The organism is Mycobacterium sp. 852002-53434_SCH5985345 (assembly GCF_001667155.1).
In the GTDB taxonomy this organism is placed as follows: Bacteria; Actinomycetota; Actinomycetes; order Mycobacteriales; family Mycobacteriaceae; genus Mycobacterium.
The window spans coordinates 168037-191184 of the sequence record NZ_LZIE01000053.1; the positions used below are offsets into that span (position 1 = coordinate 168037).

Annotated in this window: 21 protein-coding genes and 2 tRNA genes; 15 read left to right on the top strand and 8 right to left on the bottom strand. The window is 67.0% G+C overall.

Going from position 1 to position 23148, the window contains the following annotated elements:
* Positions 1-217 precede the first annotated feature (217 nt).
* Complete coding sequence (locus A5756_RS12255) at positions 218-1075, top strand: DoxX family protein (RefSeq protein ID WP_066952475.1); 858 nt, start codon at positions 218-220, stop codon at positions 1073-1075.
* Positions 1076-1079: 4 nt separating this feature from the next.
* Here the strand turns inward: A5756_RS12255 and A5756_RS12260 are convergent, their stop codons facing one another.
* On the bottom strand, positions 1080-1439 hold the full coding sequence (locus A5756_RS12260; RefSeq protein ID WP_197505523.1) for a PH domain-containing protein: 360 nt from the start codon (positions 1437-1439) through the stop codon (positions 1080-1082).
* Between the two features lie 310 nt (positions 1440-1749).
* On the opposite strand from A5756_RS12260, the gene A5756_RS12265 reads away from it, so the two are divergent.
* The 3 genes from A5756_RS12265 to ilvC are packed head-to-tail and all read left to right on the top strand — an operon-like array spanning position 1750 to position 5153.
* Positions 1750-3618, top strand: a complete 1869-nt coding sequence (locus A5756_RS12265) for an acetolactate synthase large subunit (RefSeq protein ID WP_066952477.1) — start codon at positions 1750-1752, stop codon at positions 3616-3618.
* Positions 3618-4118: an acetolactate synthase small subunit gene (gene ilvN / locus A5756_RS12270; protein WP_066952481.1), complete on the top strand. Its 501-nt coding sequence runs from the start codon at positions 3618-3620 to the stop codon at positions 4116-4118. Before A5756_RS12265 ends, ilvN begins: the two co-directional genes overlap by 1 nt.
* Before the next feature lie 33 nt (positions 4119-4151).
* Positions 4152-5153, top strand: a complete 1002-nt coding sequence (ilvC, locus tag A5756_RS12275) for a ketol-acid reductoisomerase (RefSeq protein ID WP_082939807.1) — start codon at positions 4152-4154, stop codon at positions 5151-5153.
* Positions 5154-5192: 39 nt separating this feature from the next.
* Here ilvC and wrbA read toward each other — a convergent pair whose 3' ends face one another.
* A complete protein-coding gene (gene wrbA, locus A5756_RS12280) occupies positions 5193-5810 on the bottom strand; it encodes an NAD(P)H:quinone oxidoreductase (protein ID WP_066952485.1) in 618 nt (205 codons plus the stop codon).
* 109 nt (positions 5811-5919) lie between these two features.
* Here wrbA and serA point away from each other — a divergent pair, with 109 nt between their 5' ends.
* Together serA and A5756_RS12290 are read left to right on the top strand one after the other, a co-directional pair.
* Positions 5920-7506 (top strand): phosphoglycerate dehydrogenase, encoded by a 1587-nt coding sequence (serA, locus tag A5756_RS12285; protein ID WP_066952487.1) that lies wholly within the window; start codon positions 5920-5922, stop codon positions 7504-7506.
* Positions 7503-8513, top strand: a complete 1011-nt coding sequence (locus A5756_RS12290) for a 3-isopropylmalate dehydrogenase (RefSeq protein ID WP_066952489.1) — start codon at positions 7503-7505, stop codon at positions 8511-8513. The genes serA and A5756_RS12290 overlap by 4 nt, the downstream gene beginning before the upstream one ends.
* Here A5756_RS12290 and A5756_RS12295 read toward each other — a convergent pair.
* On the bottom strand, positions 8413-9717 hold the full coding sequence (locus A5756_RS12295) for an MFS transporter (RefSeq protein WP_066952491.1): 1305 nt from the start codon (positions 9715-9717) through the stop codon (positions 8413-8415). The genes A5756_RS12290 and A5756_RS12295 overlap by 101 nt on opposite strands.
* Before the next feature lie 95 nt (positions 9718-9812).
* Here A5756_RS12295 and A5756_RS12300 point away from each other — a divergent pair, with 95 nt between their 5' ends.
* From A5756_RS12300 to A5756_RS12315, 4 genes are all read left to right on the top strand, one after another.
* Entirely contained in the window at positions 9813-10610 is a 798-nt protein-coding gene (locus tag A5756_RS12300) for a fumarylacetoacetate hydrolase family protein (RefSeq protein ID WP_066952493.1), read from the top strand.
* Complete coding sequence (gene gltX, locus A5756_RS12305; protein ID WP_082948309.1) at positions 10607-12088, top strand: glutamate--tRNA ligase; 1482 nt, start codon at positions 10607-10609, stop codon at positions 12086-12088. The genes A5756_RS12300 and gltX overlap by 4 nt, the downstream gene beginning before the upstream one ends.
* A 147-nt stretch (positions 12089-12235) precedes the next feature.
* Positions 12236-12307, top strand: a tRNA-Gln gene (locus A5756_RS12310).
* 73 nt (positions 12308-12380) lie between these two features.
* A tRNA-Glu gene (locus A5756_RS12315) sits at positions 12381-12453 on the top strand.
* A gap of 7 nt (positions 12454-12460) precedes the next feature.
* Here the strand turns inward: A5756_RS12315 and A5756_RS12320 are convergent.
* Together A5756_RS12320 and A5756_RS12325 are read right to left on the bottom strand one after the other, a co-directional pair.
* Positions 12461-12973 carry a pyridoxamine 5'-phosphate oxidase family protein gene (locus A5756_RS12320; RefSeq protein ID WP_066952497.1) on the bottom strand — a complete coding sequence of 171 codons (513 nt, stop codon included), beginning with the start codon at positions 12971-12973 and terminating at the stop codon, positions 12461-12463.
* 68 nt (positions 12974-13041) lie between these two features.
* A complete protein-coding gene (locus A5756_RS12325) occupies positions 13042-13743 on the bottom strand; it encodes an IclR family transcriptional regulator (protein WP_066952499.1) in 702 nt (233 codons plus the stop codon).
* Between the two features lie 87 nt (positions 13744-13830).
* Here A5756_RS12325 and leuC point away from each other — a divergent pair, with 87 nt between their 5' ends.
* The 3 genes from leuC (at position 13831) to A5756_RS12340 (ending at position 16712) form a co-directional block, all read left to right on the top strand.
* Positions 13831-15246, top strand: coding sequence for a 3-isopropylmalate dehydratase large subunit (gene leuC, locus A5756_RS12330; RefSeq protein ID WP_066952688.1), 1416 nt, complete (start codon positions 13831-13833; stop codon positions 15244-15246).
* 24 nt (positions 15247-15270) lie between these two features.
* A complete protein-coding gene (leuD, locus tag A5756_RS12335) occupies positions 15271-15867 on the top strand; it encodes a 3-isopropylmalate dehydratase small subunit (RefSeq protein WP_066952690.1) in 597 nt (198 codons plus the stop codon).
* 212 nt (positions 15868-16079) lie between these two features.
* Positions 16080-16712 (top strand): HU family DNA-binding protein, encoded by a 633-nt coding sequence (locus A5756_RS12340; RefSeq protein WP_066952501.1) that lies wholly within the window; start codon positions 16080-16082, stop codon positions 16710-16712.
* A 69-nt stretch (positions 16713-16781) separates the two neighbouring features.
* Here A5756_RS12340 and A5756_RS12345 read toward each other — a convergent pair whose 3' ends face one another.
* From A5756_RS12345 to cofC, 3 genes are all read right to left on the bottom strand, one after another.
* The gene (locus A5756_RS12345; RefSeq protein ID WP_066952503.1) at positions 16782-17723 is read right to left on the bottom strand and encodes a bifunctional NUDIX hydrolase/histidine phosphatase family protein; all 942 of its coding nucleotides are present in this window, start codon (positions 17721-17723) and stop codon (positions 16782-16784) included.
* Positions 17724-17808: 85 nt separating this feature from the next.
* Positions 17809-19998 (bottom strand): RNA degradosome polyphosphate kinase, encoded by a 2190-nt coding sequence (locus A5756_RS12350; RefSeq protein ID WP_066952505.1) that lies wholly within the window; start codon positions 19996-19998, stop codon positions 17809-17811.
* 89 nt (positions 19999-20087) lie between these two features.
* A complete protein-coding gene (gene cofC / locus A5756_RS12355) occupies positions 20088-20741 on the bottom strand; it encodes a 2-phospho-L-lactate guanylyltransferase (RefSeq protein ID WP_066952507.1) in 654 nt (217 codons plus the stop codon).
* 111 nt (positions 20742-20852) lie between these two features.
* On the opposite strand from cofC, the gene A5756_RS12360 reads away from it, so the two are divergent.
* Together A5756_RS12360 and A5756_RS12365 are read left to right on the top strand one after the other, a co-directional pair.
* Positions 20853-21872 (top strand): NAD(P)H-dependent glycerol-3-phosphate dehydrogenase, encoded by a 1020-nt coding sequence (locus A5756_RS12360; protein ID WP_066952508.1) that lies wholly within the window; start codon positions 20853-20855, stop codon positions 21870-21872.
* Positions 21873-21952: 80 nt separating this feature from the next.
* Entirely contained in the window at positions 21953-23065 is a 1113-nt protein-coding gene (locus tag A5756_RS12365; protein ID WP_066952510.1) for a D-alanine--D-alanine ligase family protein, read from the top strand.
* Positions 23066-23148 lie beyond the last annotated feature (83 nt).

The window sequence follows — 23148 nt, forward strand, 5'->3', positions numbered from 1 at the left end:
TGGGGCTGCCCGCCCGGCGCCACACGATCCGACCACTTTTGGCGCCGGCCAACGGCCGCCCCAGGGGGCCGAAATGTGGGGTTTGGTGCCCGCTGGAGCCGCGAGCGGGCTAATTTCGGCCCAATCCGCGCCACTTTGGCGGGCAAACCATCGATTGCCTGGCGAAAGCGCCGCTCAAATCCCCAATTCAGCGCCAAATGCCCTTACCCTGTCACGCGTGACCAGTCAACCGAATGACGGACATTGGCAGCGGCCCGGCGAATCCCCGGAGCCAACCCCGGGACGCCCCGCGACGGCGCGTGTGGTTGACCCCGAAGATGATCTGACGCCCGTCGGTTACCCCGGCGACTTCAACCCCTCCACTGGAACCACCACCGTCATCCCCTACATGGGCGACCACGCCGGCGTGGGCCCCAGGGCGACGAGTTACAACTTGCTCGAACAGCAGGAACCCCTGCCCTACGTCCAGGGGCAATCCGCCCGGCACGCGGCCGCCGAACCGACCGAGATCGACGCGGACGAACACCACGACCGGCTGCACGACGTCGGTCGGCGCGGCACCCAGCATCTGGGTTTGCTGATACTGAGGGTCGGCCTCGGAGTCGTGTTGGCCGCCCACGGTCTGCAGAAGCTGTTCGGCTGGTGGGGCGGCTCCGGAGTCGGCGGGTTCAAGAACTCACTGTCCGACGTCGGCTACCAGCACGCCGACATCCTCGCCTACGTCAGCGCGGGCGGCGAGCTCGTCGCCGGTGTGCTGCTGGTGCTGGGGCTCTTCACCCCGCTGGCCGCGGCCGGTGCGCTGGCCTTTCTGATCAACGGCATGCTGGCCACCATCACGGCGCGCCCGCATCCGCACACCTTCACGTACTTCCTGCCGGACGGGCACGAATACCAGATCACCCTGATCGTCTTGGCCGTCGCGGTCATCCTGTGCGGGCCCGGACGTTACGGCCTCGACGCGCGGCGGGGCTGGGCCCATCGCCCGTTCATCGGGTCGTTCGTCGCGCTGCTGGTGGGCATCGCCGCCGGCATCGCGGTGTGGGTGCTGCTCAACGGGGTCAACCCGATCGCCTGACCCCTCACTGATAGGGGTTGGGCACGCGCCCGGAGCTGGCCTCGGTCAGCTGGGGCAGGGTCGCGAACGTCACGGCGGGCAACCGCAAATCCGCGCCGCTCTTGAGGTGCGCGCGTGCCCAGGAGCCCCGATGGAAGCGCAGCCCGTCGATGTCATCCCACTGCACCGTCTGGCTGCCCAGCAGCGTGCGGACCGTCACGCCCCGGTCGTCGGCGACGGTGCGTAGCCGGACGATCAGTGCCGACAGCAGCACGGGGATCACCAGCAGCGGCACGGACAGCGGCCACAGCATCACCGGTATCAGCAACCCCAGGGTCAAGAACCCGACGGCCAGGTGCGCGATGGGGGAGAGCTTGATCACCACGGGCGTGTGGGAAGACGAACCGGTAGCCACCCGACCATCATTTCACCCGGCACGGGACACCGGATCGCCGCGCGAGCGGACCGTAGCGGATTTGACGGCTGAGCTGTGCGAAGGCTACCGTCGGACGTTATGGATACCGCCGGACAGCCCGGGATGCTCGTAGTAATTAGTCGGCGCGTTGGTGCCTGACTAGCCTCTTCGGCATTTGAAGCTATCCAGACCAACGCGCAACCCTCGTGCAGCAGATGAGCTGTCGGGGGTTTTTTGTTGCCCCCAGCGAAACTCCCAGAGTGAATAAGGAACAAAGACAGTGAGCGCACCCACCAGGCAGCACGCCACACAGCCACAGCGTGCCGCCGACGTCGCCTCCGACGCGGCGGAAACCCCTGCCGCCGCCCCCACCAAAAAGCCGAAACGTGTTGGGCCCGAGAAACTTACCGGTGCCCAGTCGGTGATCCGGTCGCTGGAGGAGCTCGGCGTCGAGGTCATCTTCGGGATTCCCGGTGGTGCCGTATTGCCGGTTTACGACCCGCTGTTCGACTCGAAAAAGCTGCGCCACGTGCTGGTTCGCCACGAGCAGGGCGCCGGCCACGCCGCCAGCGGCTACGCGCACGCCACCGGCAAGGTCGGCGTCATGATGGCCACGTCGGGCCCCGGCGCCACCAATCTCGTCACGCCGCTGGCCGACGCCCAAATGGACTCGGTGCCCGTGGTCGCGATTACCGGCCAGGTCGGTCGCACCCTGATCGGCACCGATGCCTTCCAGGAAGCCGACATCTCGGGCATCACGATGCCGATCACCAAGCACAACTTCCTGGTCCGCTCGGGCGATGAGATCCCCCAGGTGATGGCCGAGGCCTTCCACATCGCCGCCTCGGGCCGTCCTGGCGCGGTGCTCGTCGACATCCCCAAAGACGTGCTGCAGGGGCAGTGCACGTTCAGCTGGCCGCCGCGCATGGACCTGCCCGGCTACAAGCCGAACACCAAGCCACACAACCGGCAGATCCGCGAGGCCGCCAAGCTGATCGCGGACGCCCGCAAGCCCGTGCTGTACGTCGGCGGTGGCGTCATCCGCGGCGAGGCGACCGAGCAGCTGCGCGAGCTGGCCGAGCTGACCGGCATCCCGGTGGTCACCACCCTGATGGCGCGCGGGGCGTTCCCCGACAGCCACCGACAGCACATGGGCATGCCCGGCATGCACGGCACGGTCGCCGCGGTGGCGGCGCTGCAGCGCAGCGACCTGCTGATCGCCCTGGGCACCCGCTTCGACGACCGGGTGACCGGCAAGCTCGACACCTTCGCGCCGGAGGCCAAGGTCATCCACGCCGACATCGACCCGGCCGAGATCGGCAAGAACCGCCATGCCGACGTGCCGATCGTCGGCGACGTCAAAGCGGTCATCACCGACCTGATCGCGATGCTGCGGCACTACGACATCCCCGGCAACGTCGACATGACGGAATGGTGGGCCTATCTGGACAGCGTTCAGTCCACCTACCCGCTGAGCTACGACCCGCAGAGCGACGGCAGCCTGGGCCCGGAATACGTCATCGAGAAGCTGGGTCAGATCGCCGGCCCGGACGCGGTGTATGTCGCCGGGGTGGGCCAGCACCAGATGTGGGCGGCGCAGTTCATCACGTACGAGAACCCGCGCACCTGGATCAACTCCGGTGGGCTGGGCACCATGGGGTTCGCCATTCCGGCGGCCATGGGGGCCAAGATGGCTCGCCCGGAGACCGAGGTGTGGGCCATCGACGGCGACGGCTGCTTCCAGATGACCAACCAGGAGTTGGCGACCTGCGCCATCGAGGGCGTGCCGATCAAGGTGGCGCTGATCAACAACGGCAACCTGGGCATGGTGCGCCAGTGGCAGACGCTGTTCTACGAGGAGCGGTATTCGCAGACGGACCTGGCCACGCATTCGCATCGCATCCCGGACTTCGTCAAGCTGGCGGAGGCGTTGGGATGTGTCGGATTGCGTTGCGAGCGTGAGGAAGACGTCGAAGACGTGATCAATGCGGCTCGGGCGATCACCGACCGTCCCGTGGTGATCGACTTCATCGTCGGCGCGGACGCGCAGGTGTGGCCGATGGTGGCCGCCGGCACCAGCAACGACGAGATCCAGGCCGCCCGCGGCATTCGCCCGCTGTTCGACGACGAGAGCGAAGGGCACGCCTGATGCACACGCACACGCTGTCGGTGTTGGTGGAGGACAAACCCGGTGTGCTCGCCCGCGTGGCGGCGCTGTTCTCCCGGCGCGGTTTCAACATCGAGTCGCTGGCCGTCGGCGCCACCGAGCAGAAGGACATGTCGCGCATGACCATTGTGGTCAGCGCGGAGGAGACCCCGCTCGAGCAGATCACCAAGCAGCTGAACAAGCTGATCAACGTCATCAAGATCGTCGAGCTGGACGACGGGGCCGCGGTGTCACGGGAATTGGCGTTGATCAAGGTCCGCGCCGACGCGGGCAGCCGCAGTCAGGTGATCGAAGCGGTGAACCTGTTCCGCGCCAAGGTGATTGACGTATCGCCGGAGGCGCTGACCATCGAGGCGACCGGTGATCGCGGCAAGATCGAGGCGCTGCTGCGGGTGCTGGAACCGTTCGGCATCCGCGAGATAGTCCAATCGGGAGTGGTGTCGTTGTCCCGCGGTCCGCGCGGCATCGCCACGGCCAAGTAACACACAAGGAGATATTCAACAGTGGCACTAGAAATGTTCTACGACGACGACGCAGACCTGTCGATCATCCAGGGCCGCAAGGTCGGTGTGATCGGTTACGGCAGCCAGGGGCACGCGCACTCGCTGAGCCTGCGCGACTCCGGTGTGCAGGTGCGCGTCGGGCTCAAGGAGGGTTCGAAATCGCGGGCCAAGGTCGAGGAGCAGGGCCTGGACGTCGACACGCCCGCCGAGGTGGCCAAGTGGGCCGACGTCATCATGCTGTTGGCGCCTGACACGGCGCAGGCGGACATCTTCAAGAACGACATCGAGCCCAACCTCAAGCCCGGTGACGCGCTGTTCTTCGGGCACGGCCTCAACATCCACTTCGGTCTGATCAAGCCGCCCGCCGACGTCACCGTCGCGATGGTGGCCCCGAAGGGGCCCGGTCACCTGGTGCGCCGCCAGTTCGTCGACGGCAAGGGCGTCCCCTGCCTGATCGCGGTCGACCAGGACCCGACCGGCAACGGCGAGGCGCTGGCGCTGTCCTACGCCAAGGCCATCGGCGGCACGCGGGCCGGCGTCATCAAGACCACCTTCAAGGACGAGACCGAAACCGACCTGTTCGGTGAGCAGGCCGTGTTGTGCGGCGGCACAGAGGAATTGGTGAAGACCGGTTTCGACGTCATGGTGGAGGCCGGCTACCCGCCGGAGATGGCGTACTTCGAGGTGCTGCACGAGCTCAAGCTGATCGTCGACCTGATGTATGAGGGCGGCATCGCCCGGATGAACTATTCGGTGTCCGACACCGCCGAGTTCGGCGGGTATCTGTCGGGCCCACGGGTCATCGACGCCGGCACCAAGGAGCGGATGCGAGAGATCTTGCGCGACATCCAGGACGGCACCTTCACCAAGAAGCTGGTCGCCAACGTCGAGGGCGGCAACAAGCAACTCGAGCAGCTGCGCAAGGAGAACGCCGAGCACCCCATCGAGGTGACCGGCAAGAAGCTGCGCGACCTGATGAGCTGGGTCGACCGGCCCATCACCGAGACGGCGTAGCCGCCAGCGTCGCGCCAGAGTGGCGCTCGGTCACCGCAGTCACTCTGGCGTGACGCTGGGCGACGCGAGCCGACCGGCGATTGCCACCACGCGCCGGGCCAGGTGATCCAGGGCGTTCTCGGTGGCCTCGTCGCATTTGTTGATGTTGTCGTGGGTGGAGACCAGGCTCACCCCATACGGATTGCCGTCGACGAACTTCAGCGGGTCGGTGTATCCAGGCGGGACGATGATGCCGCCGAAATGCATCAGCGTGATGTAGAGCGACAGCAGCGTGGTCTCCTGACCGCCGTGCACGGTGTTGGAAGACGTGAAAGCCGCGTACACCTTGTCCGCGAGTTTGCCCTCGGCCCACAGCCCGCCCAGCGAGTCCAGGAAATTGCGCAATTGCGCAGCGGGAGAGCCGAAGCGGGTCGGCGAACCGAAGATCACCGCGTCGGCCCAGACGATGTCCTCGCCGGTCGCGGCCGGAAGATCCTTGGTCGCTTGGTAATTCGCAGTCCAGGCCGGGTTCTGGGCAAACGACTCGGGGTCGCGGGTTTCGGCGACGTGACGCAGGCGGACTTCGGCGCCCGCCGACTCGGCCGCGGTGGCCACGCGTTGCGCCATCGCGGTGCCATGACCGGTGGCCGAGTAGTAGATGATCGCGAGTTTGGTCACGAGCGCATCCTAGGACCGCGATGACGCGCTCCCCAAGCGCGTGTCGGCGCAGGTGACGGCAGTGGTGAGCCCGTCGATGGCCGTCGAAGGCAGCCGTTAGGCTGGCCGGGTGAATCTGCCTGTTGTATTGATCGCCGACAAACTCGCCCAATCGACTGTCGCCGCCCTGGGAGACCAGGTCGAGGTGCGCTGGGTAGACGGGCCGGACCGGGAAAAGCTGCTGGCCGCGGTGGGCGAGGCCGACGCGCTGCTGGTGCGCTCGGCCACCACCGTCGACGCCGAGGTGCTGGCCGCCGCGCCCAAGCTGAAGATCGTCGCCCGCGCCGGGGTCGGGCTGGACAACGTCGACGTGCCCGCCGCGACTGAGCGCGGCGTGCTGGTGGTCAACGCCCCCACCTCCAACATCCACAGCGCCGCCGAGCACGCGTTGGCGCTGCTCTTGGCCGCTGCCCGGCAGATCCCGGCGGCCGACGCCTCGCTGCGCGAGCACGCCTGGAAGCGGTCATCGTTCAACGGCACCGAGATTTTCGGCAAGACGGTCGGGGTGGTGGGGCTGGGCCGGATCGGGCAGTTGGTCGCTCAACGGTTGACGGCCTTCGGCACCCACCTCGTCGCCTACGATCCGTACGTCTCGCCGGCCCGGGCCGCTCAGCTGGGCATCGAACTGCTGCCCCTCGACGACCTCCTCGGCCGCGCCGACTTCATCTCGGTGCACCTGCCGAAGACGCCCGAGACGGCGGGGCTGATCGGTAAGGAGGCGCTGGCGAAGACCAAGCCGGGCGTCATCATCGTCAACGCCGCCCGCGGCGGCCTGGTGGACGAGGCCGCGCTGGCCGAAGCGGTGAGCAGCGGACACGTCCGCGCGGCCGGTATCGACGTCTTCGCGAAGGAGCCGTGCACCGATAGCCCGCTGTTCGAGCTGCCGCAGGTGGTGGTCACGCCGCACCTGGGCGCGTCCACCTCCGAGGCCCAGGACCGGGCGGGCACCGACGTCGCCGCAAGCGTGAAGCTCGCGCTGGCCGGTGAATTCGTCCCCGACGCCGTCAACGTCGGCGGCGGCGCGGTCAACGAAGAGGTGGCGCCCTGGCTGGACCTGGTGCGCAAGCTCGGGGTGCTGGCCGCATCGCTGTCCGACGGGCCGCCGGTTTCGGTTTCGGTCCAGGTACGCGGCGAGCTGGCCTCCGAAGACGTTGAGGTGCTGAAGCTTTCGGCTCTGCGCGGTCTGTTCTCGGCGGTGGTCGAGGGGCCGGTCACGTTCGTCAACGCACCGGCGCTGGCCGAAGAGCGCGGCGTCACCGCCGAACTCGCCAAGGCCTCGGAGAGCCCGAACCACCGCAGCGTCGTCGACGTGCGCGCAGTAGCCCCCGACGGCACCGCCGTCAACGTCGCCGGAACCCTGTCCGGCCCGCAGCTGGTGGAGAAGATCGTGCAGATCAACGGCCGCAACTTCGACCTGCGGGCACGGGGCACCAACCTGGTGATCAACTACGTCGACCAGCCCGGGGCGCTGGGCAAGATCGGCACCCTGCTCGGCTCGGCGGGCGTGAACATCCAAGCCGCGCAACTCTCCGAGGATGCCGAGGGCCCGGGTGCGACGATCCTGCTGCGGCTGGACCGCGACGTGCCGAGCGAGGTGCGGTCGGCGATCGGCGCGGCGGTGGGCGCCAACAAGCTTGAGGTGGTTGATCTGTCGTGAAACTCGCGGTTATCGGCGGCGACGGTATCGGGCCGGAAGTGACAGCCGAGGCGCTCAACGTCCTTGACGCGGTGTTGCCCGGTGTCGAGAAGACCGATTACAACCTGGGCGCCCGGCGTTTTCACGCCAGCGGTGAGTTGCTGCCGGAATCGGTGCTCGCCGAGCTGCGCCAGCACGACGCCATCCTGCTCGGGGCGATCGGCGATCCGTCTGTGCCCAGCGGTGTGCTGGAGCGGGGTCTGTTGCTGCGCCTGCGTTTTGAGCTGGACCATCACGTCAACCTGCGGCCGGGACGGCTGTATCCCGGTGTGAGCAGCCCGCTCGCCGGAAATCCGCACATCGATTTCGTGGTGGTGCGCGAGGGAACCGAGGGTCCCTACACCGGCACCGGCGGCGCGATCCGCACCGGAACGCCGCATGAGGTGGCCACCGAGGTGAGCCTGAACACCGCCTTCGGCGTGCGCCGTGTGGTGGCCGACGCCTTCGAACGGGCCCAGCGCCGCCGCAAGCACCTGACGCTGGTGCACAAGACCAATGTGCTGACCTTCGCGGGGAAGCTGTGGTCGCGGATCGTGGCCGAGGTCGGGGAGGGCTACCCCGACGTCGAGGTCGCTTACCAACACGTCGACGCCGCCACCATCTTCATGGTCACCGACCCCGGTCGCTTCGACGTGATCGTCACCGACAACCTGTTCGGTGACATCATCACCGACTTGGCGGCGGCGGTGTGCGGCGGAATTGGCTTGGCCGCCAGCGGAAATATCGACGCCACCCGGACCAACCCGTCGATGTTCGAGCCGGTACACGGCAGCGCGCCGGACATCGCCGGTAAGGGCATCGCCGACCCGACCGCGGCGATCATGTCGGTGGCGTTGCTGCTCGCCCATCTCGGCGAGGACGATGCGGCTAGGCGGGTGGATCGGGCTGTCGCGGCCTACCTGTCAACGCGTGGGAGCGAACGGCTCGCCACCACCGAAGTCGGCGAACGGATTGCCGCCGGGCTGTAGTTTCCAACCCGGGCGGGAGCAACCGCGTCGGCACCAACGGCACGGCGGCCACCGGAAACAGTCCGCACAATATCCACGCGTTCGGGTATTTCGCAGCGGTGATCAACGCACCGAACAGCGGCGGCGCGGCCGCCGCCAACACCCGCTGGGTGGTGTTCTGAATGCCGAGGGCGCGTCCGCTCCAGAACGGCCCGGCGAATTCGGTGATGGCCGTGGCCTCCAAACCGTTGTCCAGCACGGCAATCACCGAAATGGCGACCATCAAGGGCGCCTGCCAACTCGAATTCAGGAAGTCGGCCCAGGCCAGAAGGAAGAGGATGACGGCGGCGGCGCCCGCGATGATGCGGACCGGTCGCATGCGCGAGCCGACGCGGTCGGACCAGCGGCCCACCATGACGCGGCCGATCGCACCCAGCAGCTGCGAAAGGGTCACCAGACTGCCGGCGGCCGCGACCGACCAGTGCAGATTCTTGATCAGCCATACCAGCATGAACGTGACGGTCACCGTCTGCGGGACCATCATCAGGCCCGCCACCGTGTGAATTCGCCACAGCACCAAGGACCCTCGGTACGGGCTGGCGAGTTCGGAATCGGTGGCCTTCTCCCGGGGCTTGCGCGGCGGGTCGATGATGCCGACCGCACTCGCTGCCGCCCCGAACGCGCACGCCAAGGCCGTGAATCTGAGCCCCGCAGCCGGCCCGTGTTCGGCCAGCTCGGGAATCACCAGCGCCCCCAAGGCGATTCCCAGGGGCTGCGCGGTTTGGCGAAAGCCCATGGCCAGGCCGCGTTGGTGCGGCGGGAACCACGCCGACACCAGCCGCCCGCCGGCGGTATTGCAACTGGCCGCCGCCATGCCCCCGAGGAACAGATAGACGGCGATCAACACCATCGAATGCGCCGACGCCGCGGCGTAGGCGGCCACCGCGGTGAGCGCCGAACCCGCGGCCATCACTAGCCGCTCGCCCACGCGGTCGAGCACGTAGCCCCACAGCACCAGTGTCACCACCATGCCCCAGCTCGGCATGGAGGACAGCAGACCGGCTTCATCGAGCGGGATTCCGCGCGCCGTCTGGAGCGAGGGAATCAAAAACGCGACGCCGTTGATGAAGAGGAAGGAACTCGCCGTGGCCACCAGCGATACGACCATGATGGACCAGCGCCCGCGCGCGCCCAGCTCCCGCGTCGTGGCCGTCCCCGTTTGCATCCTTAATGCTTGCACACGCACCGAAAACCGCTGGTAATACTGGTGCGGGAGGTGCCCCCAACAGCTCGCTCGCGACCGTCACTAGGCTCAACGAAATGCGCCTTGGTCGAATCGCCAGCCCGGACGGTGTCGCCTTCGTCAGCATCGAGGGCGAACTCTCCGATCCCGCCGCCATGATCGCCCGCGAAATCGCCGAGCATCCCTTTGGCACGCCGAACTTCACCGGCCGATCATGGCCGCTGGCCGATGTGCGACTGCTGGCTCCGATATTGGCCAGCAAGGTGGTCTGCATCGGCAAGAACTACGCCGATCACATCGCCGAGATGACCGAGCTCACCGGCCCCGCGGCACCGGATCCCATCATCTTCCTCAAGCCCAATACGGCCATCGTCGGCCCGAACGTGCCGATCCGGTTGCCCGCCAACGCATCACCCGTGCACTTCGAGGGCGAGCTGGCCGCGGTCATCGGCCGGCCCTGCAAGGACGTCTCCGCCGCCGAGGCCGCCGACAGCATCCTGGGCTACACCATCGGAAACGACGTGTCGGCCCGCGACCAACAGAAAGCCGACGGCCAATGGACCCGGGCCAAGGGGCACGACACCTTCTGCCCGGTGGGTCCGTGGATCGTCACCGATGCCGATCCGGCTGATCTCGAAATCCGAACCGAGGTCAACGGCGAGGTGAAGCAACACAGCCGTACCTCGCTGATGATCCACGACGTCGGCGCCATCATCGAATGGATCTCGGCCGTGATGACCCTGCTGCCCGGCGACCTCATTCTCACCGGAACGCCGGCCGGGGTCGGTCCGATCGAGGACGGCGACACCGTCTCCATCACCATCGAGGGCATCGGTACCCTCACCAATCCCGTGGTCCGTAAGGGAAAGTCGTGACCCCCGAAACGAAAGTCCGCGTCAGGTTCTGTCCGTCGCCCACCGGCACCCCGCACGTCGGAATGGTCCGCACCGCGCTGTTCAACTGGGCCTACGCGCGGCACACGGGCGGCACCTTCGTCTTCCGCATCGAGGACACCGACGCCGAACGCGACAGCGAGGAAAGCTATCTGGCGCTGCTCGACGCGCTGCGCTGGCTGGGCCTCGACTGGGACGAGGGGCCCGAGGTCGGCGGGCCCTACGGTCCATACCGGCAGTCGCAGCGCAAAGAGATCTACCGCGACGTGGTGGGCAAGCTGCTGGAAGCGGGCGAGGCCTACTACGCCTTCTCGACACCGGAAGAAGTCGAGGCGCGCCACATCGCGGCGGGCCGCAACCCCAAATTGGGATACGACAATTTCGACCGGCAGCTCACCGATGCCCAGCGCGCCGCGTTCCTGGCGGAGGGCCGCAAGCCCGTGGTGCGGCTGCGGATGCCCGATGAGGACCTCGGCTGGCACGATCTCGTGCGCGGACCCACCAATTTCGCCGCGGGCAGCGTGCCGGACTTCGCGTTGACCCGCGCCAACGGAGATCCGTTGTACACCTTGGTCAACCCGTGCGACGACGCGCTGATGAAAATCACCCACGTGCTGCGGGGCGAGGACCTGCTGCCCTCGACGCCGCGGCAGCTCGCGCTGTACCAGTCGCTCATCCGAGTCGGCGTCGCCGAGCGCATCCCGGAGTTCGCGCACCTGCCAACGGTATTGGGGGAGGGGACCAAGAAACTCTCCAAGCGCGACCCGCAGTCGAATCTGTTCGCCCACCGCGACCGGGGTTTCATCCCCGAGGGGCTGCTGAATTATCTCGCGTTGCTCGGCTGGGCGATCGCCGACGACCATGACCTGTTCAGTCTCGACGAAATGGTCGCCGCGTTCGACGTCGTCGACGTCAATTCCAACCCGGCCCGTTTCGATCAGAAGAAGGCCGACGCGCTCAACGGCGAGCACATCCGCATGCTCAAGCCAGCGGATTTCGCGGGCCGGCTGCGCGACTACTTCGACGTCCACGGACATCGCATCGGATTGGATCCGGGTAATTACGAAGCGGCGTTCGCCACCGCCGCCGACCTGGTGCAGACACGCATCGTCGTGCTCGCCGACGCGTGGGAACTGCTCAGGTTCCTCAACGACGACGAATACGCCATCGACCCGAAGGCCGCCGCCAAGGAGCTCGGTCCGGACGCGGCCGCGGTGCTGGACGCCGCACTGGCGGCGCTGGACGGCATGACGGACTGGACCACGGCGCAGATCGAGGCCGCCCTCAAGGGCGCGCTCATCGAAAGCCTGGGCCTCAAACCGCGCAAGGCGTTCGGCCCGATCAGGGTGGCCGCCACGGGAACGACGGTGAGCCCGCCGTTGTTCGAATCGCTGGAGCTGCTCGGCCGTGACCGCAGCTTGCAGCGCCTACGCGCCGCACGCGAAACGGTCGCCGGATAGGCGAAGACCTCGCATGCGAATTGTGCCGGGAGTCTTTGGTAGTCTGCACTGCGGTTCACAAAGGCCGACAACTGTTGGCGGCAGCGGTCTTCCGAGCAGCTCGATAAGGCTCCGAATGACCGCTGACCAGCGGTTTTAGGCAGCCAATGGGGTATGGTGTAATTGGCAACACAGCTGATTCTGGTTCAGCCATTCTAGGTTCGAGTCCTGGTACCCCAGCAAAAATCTCGCCACCTCAAGCGATTAGGTGGGCCTCTGCGTGTGAGCTATGCTGACTCTCCGGATCGTGTCCGGCCCCGTCGTCTAGCGGCCTAGGACGCCGCCCTCTCACGGCGGTAGCGTGGGTTCGAATCCCATCGGGGCTACAAAAATTTATCGGCCGGTGCCCAGCACGGCCGGTGCCGTGGATCCACCCACCGGCATGGCCGGCAGGCCGAGTTTGCGGTGATCCCACGAGCGGGCGCGTTGGGCGACGATGCGCACGCAGACGCGCTTGTTCATCATCTGCTCGACGAACGGCTTCATCTCGTCGGTGTAGGGCCCGGTGTACCGCTCGAACACGCTGACCCCGACCCGGTGTGAGACGTCGGGGTCGTCGACGATCTCGGCGACGCCCTCGAAGGAAACTCCACGCAGGGTGTCGTAGGTATCGCCGTCCTCGATCAGGAAGCTCACCCGGGGATCGCGTTTGAGGTTGACGGCCTTCTGCGACTTGGCCTTGGTCTCCAGCCAGATTTCGCCGTCCACGACGGCGTACCACATTGCGGTCAGGTGCGGCTGGCCGTCGGGGCCGATGGTAGCCAGCGTCCCGGTGCGGCTCTTGACGACGAAGTCGGCGATTTCGTCCTCGGACATGACGATGCTCGCGCGCTGATTGGTTCCCATGGCGGTCAGTCTGTCAGGCCGCGAGCGGTCGAGTGTGCGCTGGTGGCAGAGGAAGCGCCCCACCACGTTCAGAGCCGGCGGGTGAGCGCTCCGGCCGCGGACAGCAGATCGGCAGCCCAGCGCGCACCGGGGCGCCGGCCGATGCGGTCGACGGGTCCCGACACCGAGATGGCGGCGATGACGGCACCGCGGCCGTCGCGCACGGGAACCGACACGCTCGCCACCCCGGGCTCGCGCTCGGCCACGCTTTGCGCCCAGCCGCGCCGCCGCACTTCGGCCAGGGTGCGCTCGGTGAATTTCGCCGCCGGTAGCACCGCTTTTTGCGTCGCCGCGTCGCTGTGGGCCAGCAGCACCTTGGCGCCCGAGCCCGCCGTCATCGGCAATCGCGCCCCGACGGGGACCGTATCGCGAAGGCCCGCAGCGGGTTCCAGGGCGGCCACGCAGACTCGTTCGGTGCCCTCGCGGCGGTACAGCTGCACGCTTTCGCCGGTGGCCTCGCGCAACAAGGGAAGCACCCCGGCGCTGGCGGCCAGCAGCGGATCGTTGACATGGGCGGCGAGCTCGGTGAGGGCCGGACCGAGTCCCCAGCGTCCTTCGTCGTCGCGGGCCAGCAGGCGATGGATCTCCAGCGCCGCTGCCAGCCGATACGCGGTGGCCCTGGGCAGTCCGGTTCTTTCGCACAGTTCGGCCAATCCGCACGGGGATTGGCCGATGGTGTGCAGGACGTCCACGGCTTTGTCGAGGACGCCGATGCCGCTATGCTGTCTCACAAGGAGATACTAGCGTCTCGCATTCTGAGATCACAGCCCATGGTCGATCCGCGAGCCGCAGATGAGGGAATCGAGGCGAATTTTCAGATGGGATCCGGCAAGCCGCGCACCCTGGCCGAAAAGGTCTGGGAAGACCACGTTGTGGATAAAGGGAGCGATGACGCGCCCGACCTGATCTACATCGATCTGCATCTGGTGCACGAGGTCACCAGCCCGCAGGCCTTCGACGGGCTGCGGCTGGCCGGCCGGCCGGTGCGTCGGCCCGATCTGACGCTGGCCACCGAGGATCACAACGTGCCCACCGTCGACATCGACAAGCCGATCGCCGACCCGGTGTCGCGCATCCAGGTCGAGACGTTGCGCCGCAACTGCGCCGAATTCGGCATTCGCCTTTATCCGATGGGCGATATCGAGCAGGGCATCGTGCATGTCGTCGGGCCGCAATTGGGGCTGACCCAACCGGGAATGACCGTTGTCTGTGGTGATAGTCACACGTCGACGCACGGCGCATTCGGCGCACTGGCAATGGGCATTGGCACATCGGAGGTCGAGCACGTGCTCGCCACCCAGACTTTGCCGCTGCGGCCGTTCAAAACGATGGCGGTCAATGTCGACGGCGAATTGCCCGCCGGTGTGACGGCCAAGGACATCATTCTTGCCTTGATCGCCAAGATCGGCACCGGCGGCGGGCAGGGGCACGTCATCGAATACCGCGGCAGCGCCATCGAATCGCTGTCGATGGAAGGCCGGATGACGATCTGCAACATGAGCATCGAGGCCGGTGCCCGAGCGGGCATGGTGGCCCCGGACGCCACCACCTTCGAATTCCTGCGCGACAAGCCGCACGCGCCGCAGGGGCCGCAATGGGACGCGGCGATGCGCTATTGGCAGGAGCTGCACACCGACCCCGGTGCCGTCTTCGACACCGAGGTGCACCTCGACGCAACATCGTTGAGCCCGTTCGTGACGTGGGGAACCAACCCTGGGCAGGGCGTGCCGCTGGCCGCGGCCGTTCCCGACCCGGAGCTGATGACCGGCGACGCCGAGCGGCAGGCCGCCGAGAAAGCCTTGGCTTACATGAACCTTCGGCCGGGCACTCCGATGCGCGATATCGCGGTCGACACCGTGTTCGTGGGCTCTTGTACCAACGGTCGTATCGAAGACCTGCGGGTGGTCGCCGACGTGCTGCGCGGTCGCAAGCTGGCGCCCGGGGTGCGGATGCTCGTGGTGCCCGGGTCCATGCGGGTGCGCGCGCAGGCCGAAGCCGAAGGGCTGGGCGAGGTTTTCACCGCAGCGGGCGCCGAATGGCGACAGGCGGGCTGCTCGATGTGCCTGGGAATGAACCCGGACCAGCTGGCGCCGGGGGAGCGGTGCGCGGCGACGTCCAACCGCAACTTCGAAGGGCGCCAGGGGAAAGGCGGCCGCACGCATCTGGTGTCGCCGGCCGTGGCCGCCGCGACGGCGGTTCGCGGCACATTGTCTGCCCCGGCCGATTTGACCTGACCCAATCGAGAAGAAGAGATGAGCATGGAAGCATTTCACTCCCACACCGGTATCGGTGTGCCGTTGCGGCGGTCCAATGTCGACACCGATCAGATCATTCCTGCGGTGTATTTGAAGCGGGTCACCCGAACCGGTTTCGAGGACGGGTTGTTCGCCAGCTGGCGCTCGGATCCCTCATTCATCCTCAACCTCAGCCCCTTTGACCGTGGGACCGTCCTGGTCGCCGGCCCGGATTTCGGGACGGGCTCGTCGCGCGAGCACGCGGTGTGGGCGCTCATGGACTACGGGTTCCGGGTGGTCATCTCGTCTCGATTCGGTGACATCTTCCGGGGCAACGCCGGCAAGGCGGGCCTCTTGGCGGCCGAAGTTTCTCAGGACGGCGTGGAACTCCTTTGGAAGCTCATCGAGCAGAGCCCGGGACTGGAAATCACTGCCAATCTTCAAGATCGAAATATCACCGCGGGAACGACGGTGTTGCCGTTCAAGATTGACGACCACACCGCCTGGCGGCTGCTCGAAGGCCTCGACGATATAGCCCTTACGCTGCGGAAACTCGACAAAATCGAATCTTACGAGGCCACCTATCCGCGGTGGAAACCGCGCACTCTGCCCGCCTCCTGAACGGTCGAGAACGCCGGAATTTCTTCTCGCTCACCTAACTAAACCGGGCCGATTTCCAAGTCCCGCCACCGGTCAAGGGCGGCAACCGGATTGCGAAACCTCGGATTGTCCGACCCTGAAATTGCGCGTGGCTCTTGGAAATTTGCTGGGTGAGGGTTTACCGTGTGCACTAGTCGGTTCAAATCGAGGACCACTAGCGTCGGAGGGATTGGATGAATAAGGCAGAGCTCATAGATGTGCTCACTCAAAAATTGAACACCGACCGTCGGCAGGCAACCGCCGCCGTCGAGAACGTCGTCGACACCATTGTGCGTGCCGTGCACAAGGGCGACAGCGTCACCATTACCGGGTTCGGTGTTTTCGAGCAACGGCGCCGCGCGGCCCGGGTGGCCCGCAACCCGCGTACCGGCGAGACGGTGAAGGTGAAGCCGACCTCCGTCCCGGCGTTCCGTCCTGGTGCTCAATTCAAAGCGGTTGTCTCTGGCGCACAGCGTCTCCCGTCGGAAGGACCTGCAGTGAAGCGTGGTGTAGTGGCAAGCGGCGCGGCCAAGAAGACCGCCGCCAAGAAGGCTCCCGCCAAGAAGGCCGCGGCGAAGAAGGCTCCCGCCAAGAAGGCCGCGGCGAAGAAGGCTCCCGCCAAGAAGGCTCCGGCCAAGAAGGCCGCGACCAAGGCTCCGGCCAAGAAGACCGTGGCGAAGAAGGCTCCCGCCAAGAAGACCGCGGCGAAGAAGGTCGTGGCGAAGAAGGCTCCGGCCAAGAAGGCCGCGACCAAGGCTCCGGCCAAGAAGACCGCGGCGAAGAAGGCTCCCGCCAAGAAGGCCACCGCGCGTCGCGGTCGCCGTTAAGGCAACAGCCGAGTTCTCAACGCGAATACCCTTCGGGCCGCAGCGGTGCGCCCGAAGGGTATTCGTGTGTCAGGCCCGCACGTTGGCGGCCAGCGCGCCGCCGATGTGGTCGGCCGCCACCAGTCGGCCACCCGATAGTGAGAGCACCCAGGTGCTGCCTTTGTGGTTGCGCGACTTGTCGGGACGTATCCCGTCCCGTTCGCACCACCAGGAGATCAAGTCCGGGATCACCTTGCCCTGAGTGCAAATGACCGGTGTGCCTTGCTGCTCGGCGATCTCGAGCATTCGGTGCCGGCCACGTTTGGGGCTCTTGCCGTAGGCCTCCTCGGTGAGGGTCGGCTCGTTGTGCACCGTCACGCCCAATTCCTCGGCCAGCGGTTCCACCGTCTGGTGGCAGCGCAGGCGGTCGGCCGCGTACACGTCGGTGGCGCCGAAGGCCAGCAGCTGCGGAACCAGCGCCTCGGCCTGCGCGCGTCCCCGTTTGTCCAGCGGTCGCTGGGTGTCGTCGCCCTTGAACCGTGATTTCCGTCCCGCCGTGCCATGCCGCACCACCACCACCGAATGCGTGTCGGCGGGGTGTTTCATGAAGTGGCGCAACATCTTTCGGTCATGTGAATAACTGAGCTTCTTGAGCGCCTCGGGCATCGGCAGCCAGACCAGTTCGTCGACCTCGTTGCCGGGGATGAAGTCCCCGCCGGTGCTGCGCGCCGCCCAGTAGTAGACCTTCTTGACGCCCGCCTCGATCGGGTAACTCACCATGTCGAGCCGCCGGCCCAGGACCGCATGCTGCCCGGTCTCCTCGCACACTTCCCGCACCGCGGCGACGGGCGCCGTCTCGCCCGGGTCTACCTTGCCCTTCGGCAGTGACCAGTCGTCGTAGCGGGGGCGGTGGATCACCGCGAGCTCGAGGCCGGGGTTGGAGGAATCCGTCGGCCGCCACAAGACCGCGCCGGCGGCGTACACGATCCGGCTTCCCGGACGCCGAGCGGTGGATGAGCTCTTGGTCGGCAACTCAACTCCTGCAGGTCAATTCGGTCGGGACCGCGCACACGTTTGCGATGCGGCCGGAGAACAACCGTAAATCACCACGCAGGGGCTACGGACTGCGGTGTCGCTCCATCAACGACACTTGGTGATCGCGCACGGTGTGGCCGTCCTGCGGTGACGCGATCCACTGTCCGTCGGCCCCCAGCTCCCAGCACCGGGTGGACGGGTCCAGCGCGGACTCGAACAGGTCGTCCAGGTATGAGGTCAGCCGGGGATCTTTCACTTGAACCAGCGCCTCGACGCGCCGGTCGAGGTTGCGGTGCATCATGTCCGCGCTGCCGATCCAGAACTCGTTGATGCGATTGAAATGCATGATGCGGGAATGCTCCAGGAAGCGACCGAGAATCGAACGGACCGTGATGTTCTCCGAGAATCCTTCGGCGCCGGGGCGCAGCGCGCAGATGCCGCGCACCACCACCTCTACCCGCACGTCCGCCAGCGACGCACGGTACAGCGCGTCGATGACCTGCTCGTCGACGAGCGCATTCATCTTGAGCCGGATCCGCCCGCCGCCGTGCTCGCGGTGGGCGGCGATCTCACGCTCGACGCGTTCGATGATGCCGGTGCGAATGCTGTGCGGGGCGACCAGAAGGTTGCGGTAGGAGACCTTGCGGGAGTAGCCGGTCAGCGAATTGAACAGGTCCGTCAGGTCGGCCCCGATCTCGGGAGACGCGGTCAGCAGGCCGACGTCCTCGTACAGTCGCGCCGTCTTTCCGTTGTAGTTGCCGGTTCCGATGTGGCAGTAGCGCCGGATCGTCGAACCCTCGCGGCGGACCACCAGGCAGGTCTTGCAGTGCGTCTTGAGTCCGACGTACCCGTAAACGACGTGCACGCCCGCCTGTTCCAGCTCGCGCGCCCAGCGGATGTTGGCCTGCTCGTCGAAGCGCGCCTTGATCTCCACGAGCGCCACCACTTGCTTGCCGGCCTCGGCGGCGTTGATGAGCGCCCGAACGATGGGCGAATCGCCGGATGTGCGGTACAGCGTCTGCTTGATCGCCAGCACATTGGGGTCGGCGGCGGCCTGCTCGATGAATCGCTGCACGCTGGTGGAGAACGACTCATACGGATGATGCAGCAGCACATCGCCTTCGCGCAGCGTGGCGAAGATGCTCCTGGGCGTCTCGCGGTCGACGAATGCGGGACTGGTTGCCGGAACGAACGCCGGGTCCTTGAGCGCCGGCCGGTCGAGGCTGTAGACCTGCCACAACGACGACAGATCGAGCAGGCCGGGCACCTCGATGACGTCGCCCGGGTTCACGTCGAGTTCGCGCAGCAGCAGTTCCAGCATGCTCTCGGTCATGTCGTTGGCGACCTCTAGTCGCACCGGCGACCCGAACCGCCTGCGCGCCAATTCCCGTTCCAGCGCTTGCAGCAGGTCCTCGTCGCGGTCCTCTTCGACCTCGTAGTCCGCGTTGCGGGTAATGCGGAAAGCGTGATGCTGGACGATCTCCATGCCGGGGAACAGCACCGGCAGGAAGGCCGCGATCAGCTCTTCCATTGGCAGGTAGCGAATTATGGTGGGGCCTTCGCTGTCCTCCGTATCGCGTGCGCCCAGCTCCACGAAGCGATTGACGTTGTTGGGCACCTTGACTCGCGCGAAATGTTGGCCGCCTTCCTCGGGCTGGCGCACCATGACCGCCAGGTTCAGGCTCAGCCCACTGACGAACGGGAAGGGGTGAGCGGGATCGACGGCGAGCGGCGTGAGAACGGGAAAGACTTGTTCGTGGAAATAGGTGGACAGTTCGTCGCGTTCACCCTGATCCAAATCGGCCCAGGTGACTATATGTATGCCTTCCCCGGCGAGCGCCGGTCGCACCGAATCGAGGAACACCCGCGCATGCCGGGTCGCGATCCGCTGCGTCTGTTCACCGATGAGGGCCAGTTGCTCGCGCGGCGTCAGGCCGTCGGCGGAGCGCACGGACAGCCCCATCTCGTCGCGACGCTTGAGGCCGGCGACCCGGACCATGTAGAACTCGTCGAGGTTGGAGGCGAAGATCGCCAGAAACTTGGCCCGCTCCAACAACGGCAACGAGTTGTCGGCGGCCAGCGACAGCACCCGGGCATTGAAGTCCAGCCAGCTCAGCTCCCGGTTGAGATAGCGGTCCTCCGGCAGGTCAGTGAGTGCGGCGTGCGTCGCGGCGGGCGGCGCTGCCACAGCCGAGTCGCCCTGATGCCACAAGTTCTCTTCGGGGCGCGCCTCAGCTTCGATTTCAGTCACCCTGCGATCATTGCTCATCACGCGCCGATGCTGCTAGCGCTCGACGGACATCCATTCGCCGTTGGGTCGTCGTTAACCGCGTGGACAGGTACGCCGCGTCGACGGATGAGTCACTGCTGGGCGAGGGCACGAGCGGTCGCCGCACCCACCCCCAGCCGGCGCGCGGTGGCGAGGTCGTCGGGAGTGTCGACGTCACAGCGCAGGCCCGGCCACGCACCGGTCAGCTCTATCGCACCCGAACGTCGGTGTCGCGCCGACGAATCGGAACCGAACTGCGGATCGAGCGGAGCGCCGAAGGCGAAGAGCGCGGCGGTTCCCGTCGCCAGCCGGTCGGCGACGAAGCTGCGCCGGTGATGACGCGCGGCGGCGATCGCCTCGGCCAGCTCCTGCGTTTGAAGCGCCGGCAAATCGCCTTGCAGCACAACGACATTCGGGAAAAAACCGCCCACCGCCCGTTCCGCGGTGGCGATGGCGTTGTTGAGGGGGTCGCCGTGCCCCTCGGGCGTCGGGTCGTTGAGCACCTCGGCGCCCAGCTCGGTCGCCGCGGCGGCCGCTGCCTCGTCGGGCGTGATGACGGTGATCGAGCCCAGTGAACCGACGCGGCCCGCGGCGGTCAGGGTGTCTATCAACATGGCCAGCACCACGCCCTCCCGGGTGCGTGCCGAGAACACCGGGGCCAGCCTCGTCTTGGCCGCGGCCAACCGCTTGACCGCGACGATCAGGGCAACGTCTCTACCCGCTTCGTCGGCTCGTGTGCCGCTCATGAGATCTCATCCTGCCAGCGACCGCTGAAGGCGGACGCCCTAGCTCGCGTGACGGCCGCTGATCTAGGGTGTAGCGGCTGCAACACGGGAGACGACAGACGGGGATAGCGGATGACCGGTTCGAAGGGCGCCGTCGCGGTCATGGGTGCCGGGGCGTGGGGCACCGCGCTGGCCAAGGTGCTCGTCGAGGCCGGCGAACCCGACGCGGAGGTCATGCTGTGGGCCCGTCGGTCCGAGGTCGCCGACCGGATCAACGCCTCCCGCTCCAACCCCGACTATCTGCCCGGCGCGACACTGCCGGCGAACGTGCGCGCGACCACCGACGCCGCGGAGGCGCTGGGCTTTGCCTCGACGGTGCTGCTGGCGGTTCCCGCGCAGACGATGCGCGCCAACCTCGAAGCGTGGGCGCCGTTGATACCCGACGGCGCCACCCTGGTCAGCCTGGCCAAGGGTATCGAGCTGGGCACGCTGATGCGGATGAGTCAGGTCATCGTTTCGGTGACGGGTGTCGATCCCGCTCAGGTCGCGGTCGTCTCTGGGCCCAACCTGGCCAGCGAGATCGCCGAATGTCAGCCCGCCGCCACCGTCGTCGCGTGCAGCGACTCCGGGCGCGCGGTCGCCCTGCAGCGCATGCTGAACACCGGGTATTTCCGCCCGTACACCAACAGCGATGTCGTCGGCACCGAGGTCGGCGGGGCGTGCAAGAACGTCATCGCGCTCGCGTGCGGCATGGCGGCCGGGGTCGGACTCGGGGAGAACACCGCGGCGGCGATCATCACCCGCGGTCTGGCGGAGATCATGCGGCTGGGCATCGCGCTCGGCGCCAAGGGCACCACCCTGGCCGGGCTGGCCGGGGTGGGTGACCTGGTCGCGACGTGCACGTCGCCGTATTCGCGCAACCGGTCCTTCGGTGAACGCCTGGGTCGCGGCGGGACGATGGAATCGGCGATGCAGGCCAGGGAAGGGCACGTCGTGGAGGGCGTGACATCGAGCGAGTCGGTGCTGGCACTGGCGTCCAGTTACGACGTCGAGATGCCGCTCACCGACGCCGTGCACCGGGTCTGCCACAAGGGGCTGTTGGTGGACGAGGCGATGGCCCTGCTGCTGGGCCGCAGGACCAAGCCTGAGTGACTGCCGCGCGGCGACCGAAACCCCAGCTAGCGGCCCGCCGCCCGGCCCGCGTGCCGCACAACCGGTAGCCTCTCCAGGTTGTGAGTGCCAGCGGAAGCCGCGTTCGCGTCGCCGTCGTCTTCGGCGGGCGCAGCAACGAGCACGCCATCTCGTGCGTGTCCGCGGGCAGCATCCTGCGCAATCTCGACCCCGAGCGGTTCGAGGTGGTCGCGATCGGCATCACCCCGCAAGGGTCGTGGGTGCTCACCGACGGCGACCCGGATGCGCTGGCCATCAGCGACCGGCAGTTGCCGGAGGTGACCGCGCAGTCGGGCACCGAACTGGCCCTGACGGCGGATCCGCGGCGCAGCGGCCAACTGGTCTCCCTCTCGTCCGGGGCCGGCGAGGTCCTGGCGTCGGTCGACGTGGTGTTCCCGGTGCTGCACGGTCCGTACGGAGAAGACGGCACGATCCAGGGCCTGCTGGAGTTGGCGGGCGTGCCCTATGTCGGCGCCGGCGTGCTGGCCAGCGCGGCGGGCATGGACAAGGAGTTCACCAAGAAGCTGTTCGTCGCCGAAGGGCTGCCGGTCGGCCCGTACGCGGTGCTACGCCCGTCGCGGTCGACCCTGCGACCCGATGAGTGCGAGCGGCTGGGTCTGCCGGTGTTCGTCAAACCCGCCCGGGGTGGCTCCTCGATCGGCGTCACCCGGGTAGCGCGCTGGGAGGACCTCGCCGCCGCTGTCGCGGTGGCGCGTCGGCACGACCCGAAAGTGATCGTGGAGGCGGCGATCACCGGTCGCGAGCTGGAGTGCGGCGTGCTCGAAATGCCCGATGGCACAATAGAAGCCAGCACATTGGGCGAGATCCGGGTGGCCGGGGTGCGGGGACGTGAGGATTCGTTTTACGACTTCGCCACCAAATATCTGGATGACGCAGCGGAATTGGACGTGCCCGCCAAGGTTGACGACGATATCGCCGACACCATCCGGCATTTGGCGATCCGGGCCTTCAACGCCATCGACTGTCAGGGGTTGGCCCGGGTCGACTTCTTCCTCACCGATGACGGGCCGGTGCTCAACGAAATCAACACGATGCCCGGGTTCACCACGATTTCGATGTACCCGAGGATGTGGGCTGCCAGCGGCGTGGACTACCCGACCCTGCTGGCGACCATGGTCGAAACGGCGTTGGCCCGGGGCGTGGGCCTGCGCTAGTGGCGATCGCGAGCGCGGCGTAGCCGGGCGATGCGGGTCGCCACCATCGGACTAGTGGCGATCGCGAGCGCGGCGTAGCCGGG

Excerpts from the sequence above, each read along its gene's own strand:
- A5756_RS12340 (WP_066952501.1), top strand. The coding sequence starts at position 16,080 with ATGAATAAGGCAGAGCTCATAGATGTGCTCACTCAAAAATTGAACACC.
- leuC (WP_066952688.1), top strand. The coding sequence starts at position 13,831 with ATGGGATCCGGCAAGCCGCGCACCCTGGCCGAAAAGGTCTGGGAAGAC.
- A5756_RS12295 (WP_066952491.1), bottom strand. The coding sequence starts at position 9,717 with ATGCAAACGGGGACGGCCACGACGCGGGAGCTGGGCGCGCGCGGGCGC.
- A5756_RS12360 (WP_066952508.1), top strand. The coding sequence starts at position 20,853 with ATGACCGGTTCGAAGGGCGCCGTCGCGGTCATGGGTGCCGGGGCGTGG.
- ilvN (WP_066952481.1), top strand. The coding sequence starts at position 3,618 with ATGCACACGCACACGCTGTCGGTGTTGGTGGAGGACAAACCCGGTGTG.
- cofC (WP_066952507.1), bottom strand. The coding sequence starts at position 20,741 with ATGAGCGGCACACGAGCCGACGAAGCGGGTAGAGACGTTGCCCTGATC.
- A5756_RS12300 (WP_066952493.1), top strand. The coding sequence starts at position 9,813 with ATGCGCCTTGGTCGAATCGCCAGCCCGGACGGTGTCGCCTTCGTCAGC.
- ilvC (WP_082939807.1), top strand. The coding sequence starts at position 4,152 with ATGTTCTACGACGACGACGCAGACCTGTCGATCATCCAGGGCCGCAAG.
- A5756_RS12320 (WP_066952497.1), bottom strand. The coding sequence starts at position 12,973 with ATGGGAACCAATCAGCGCGCGAGCATCGTCATGTCCGAGGACGAAATC.
- leuD (WP_066952690.1), top strand. The coding sequence starts at position 15,271 with ATGGAAGCATTTCACTCCCACACCGGTATCGGTGTGCCGTTGCGGCGG.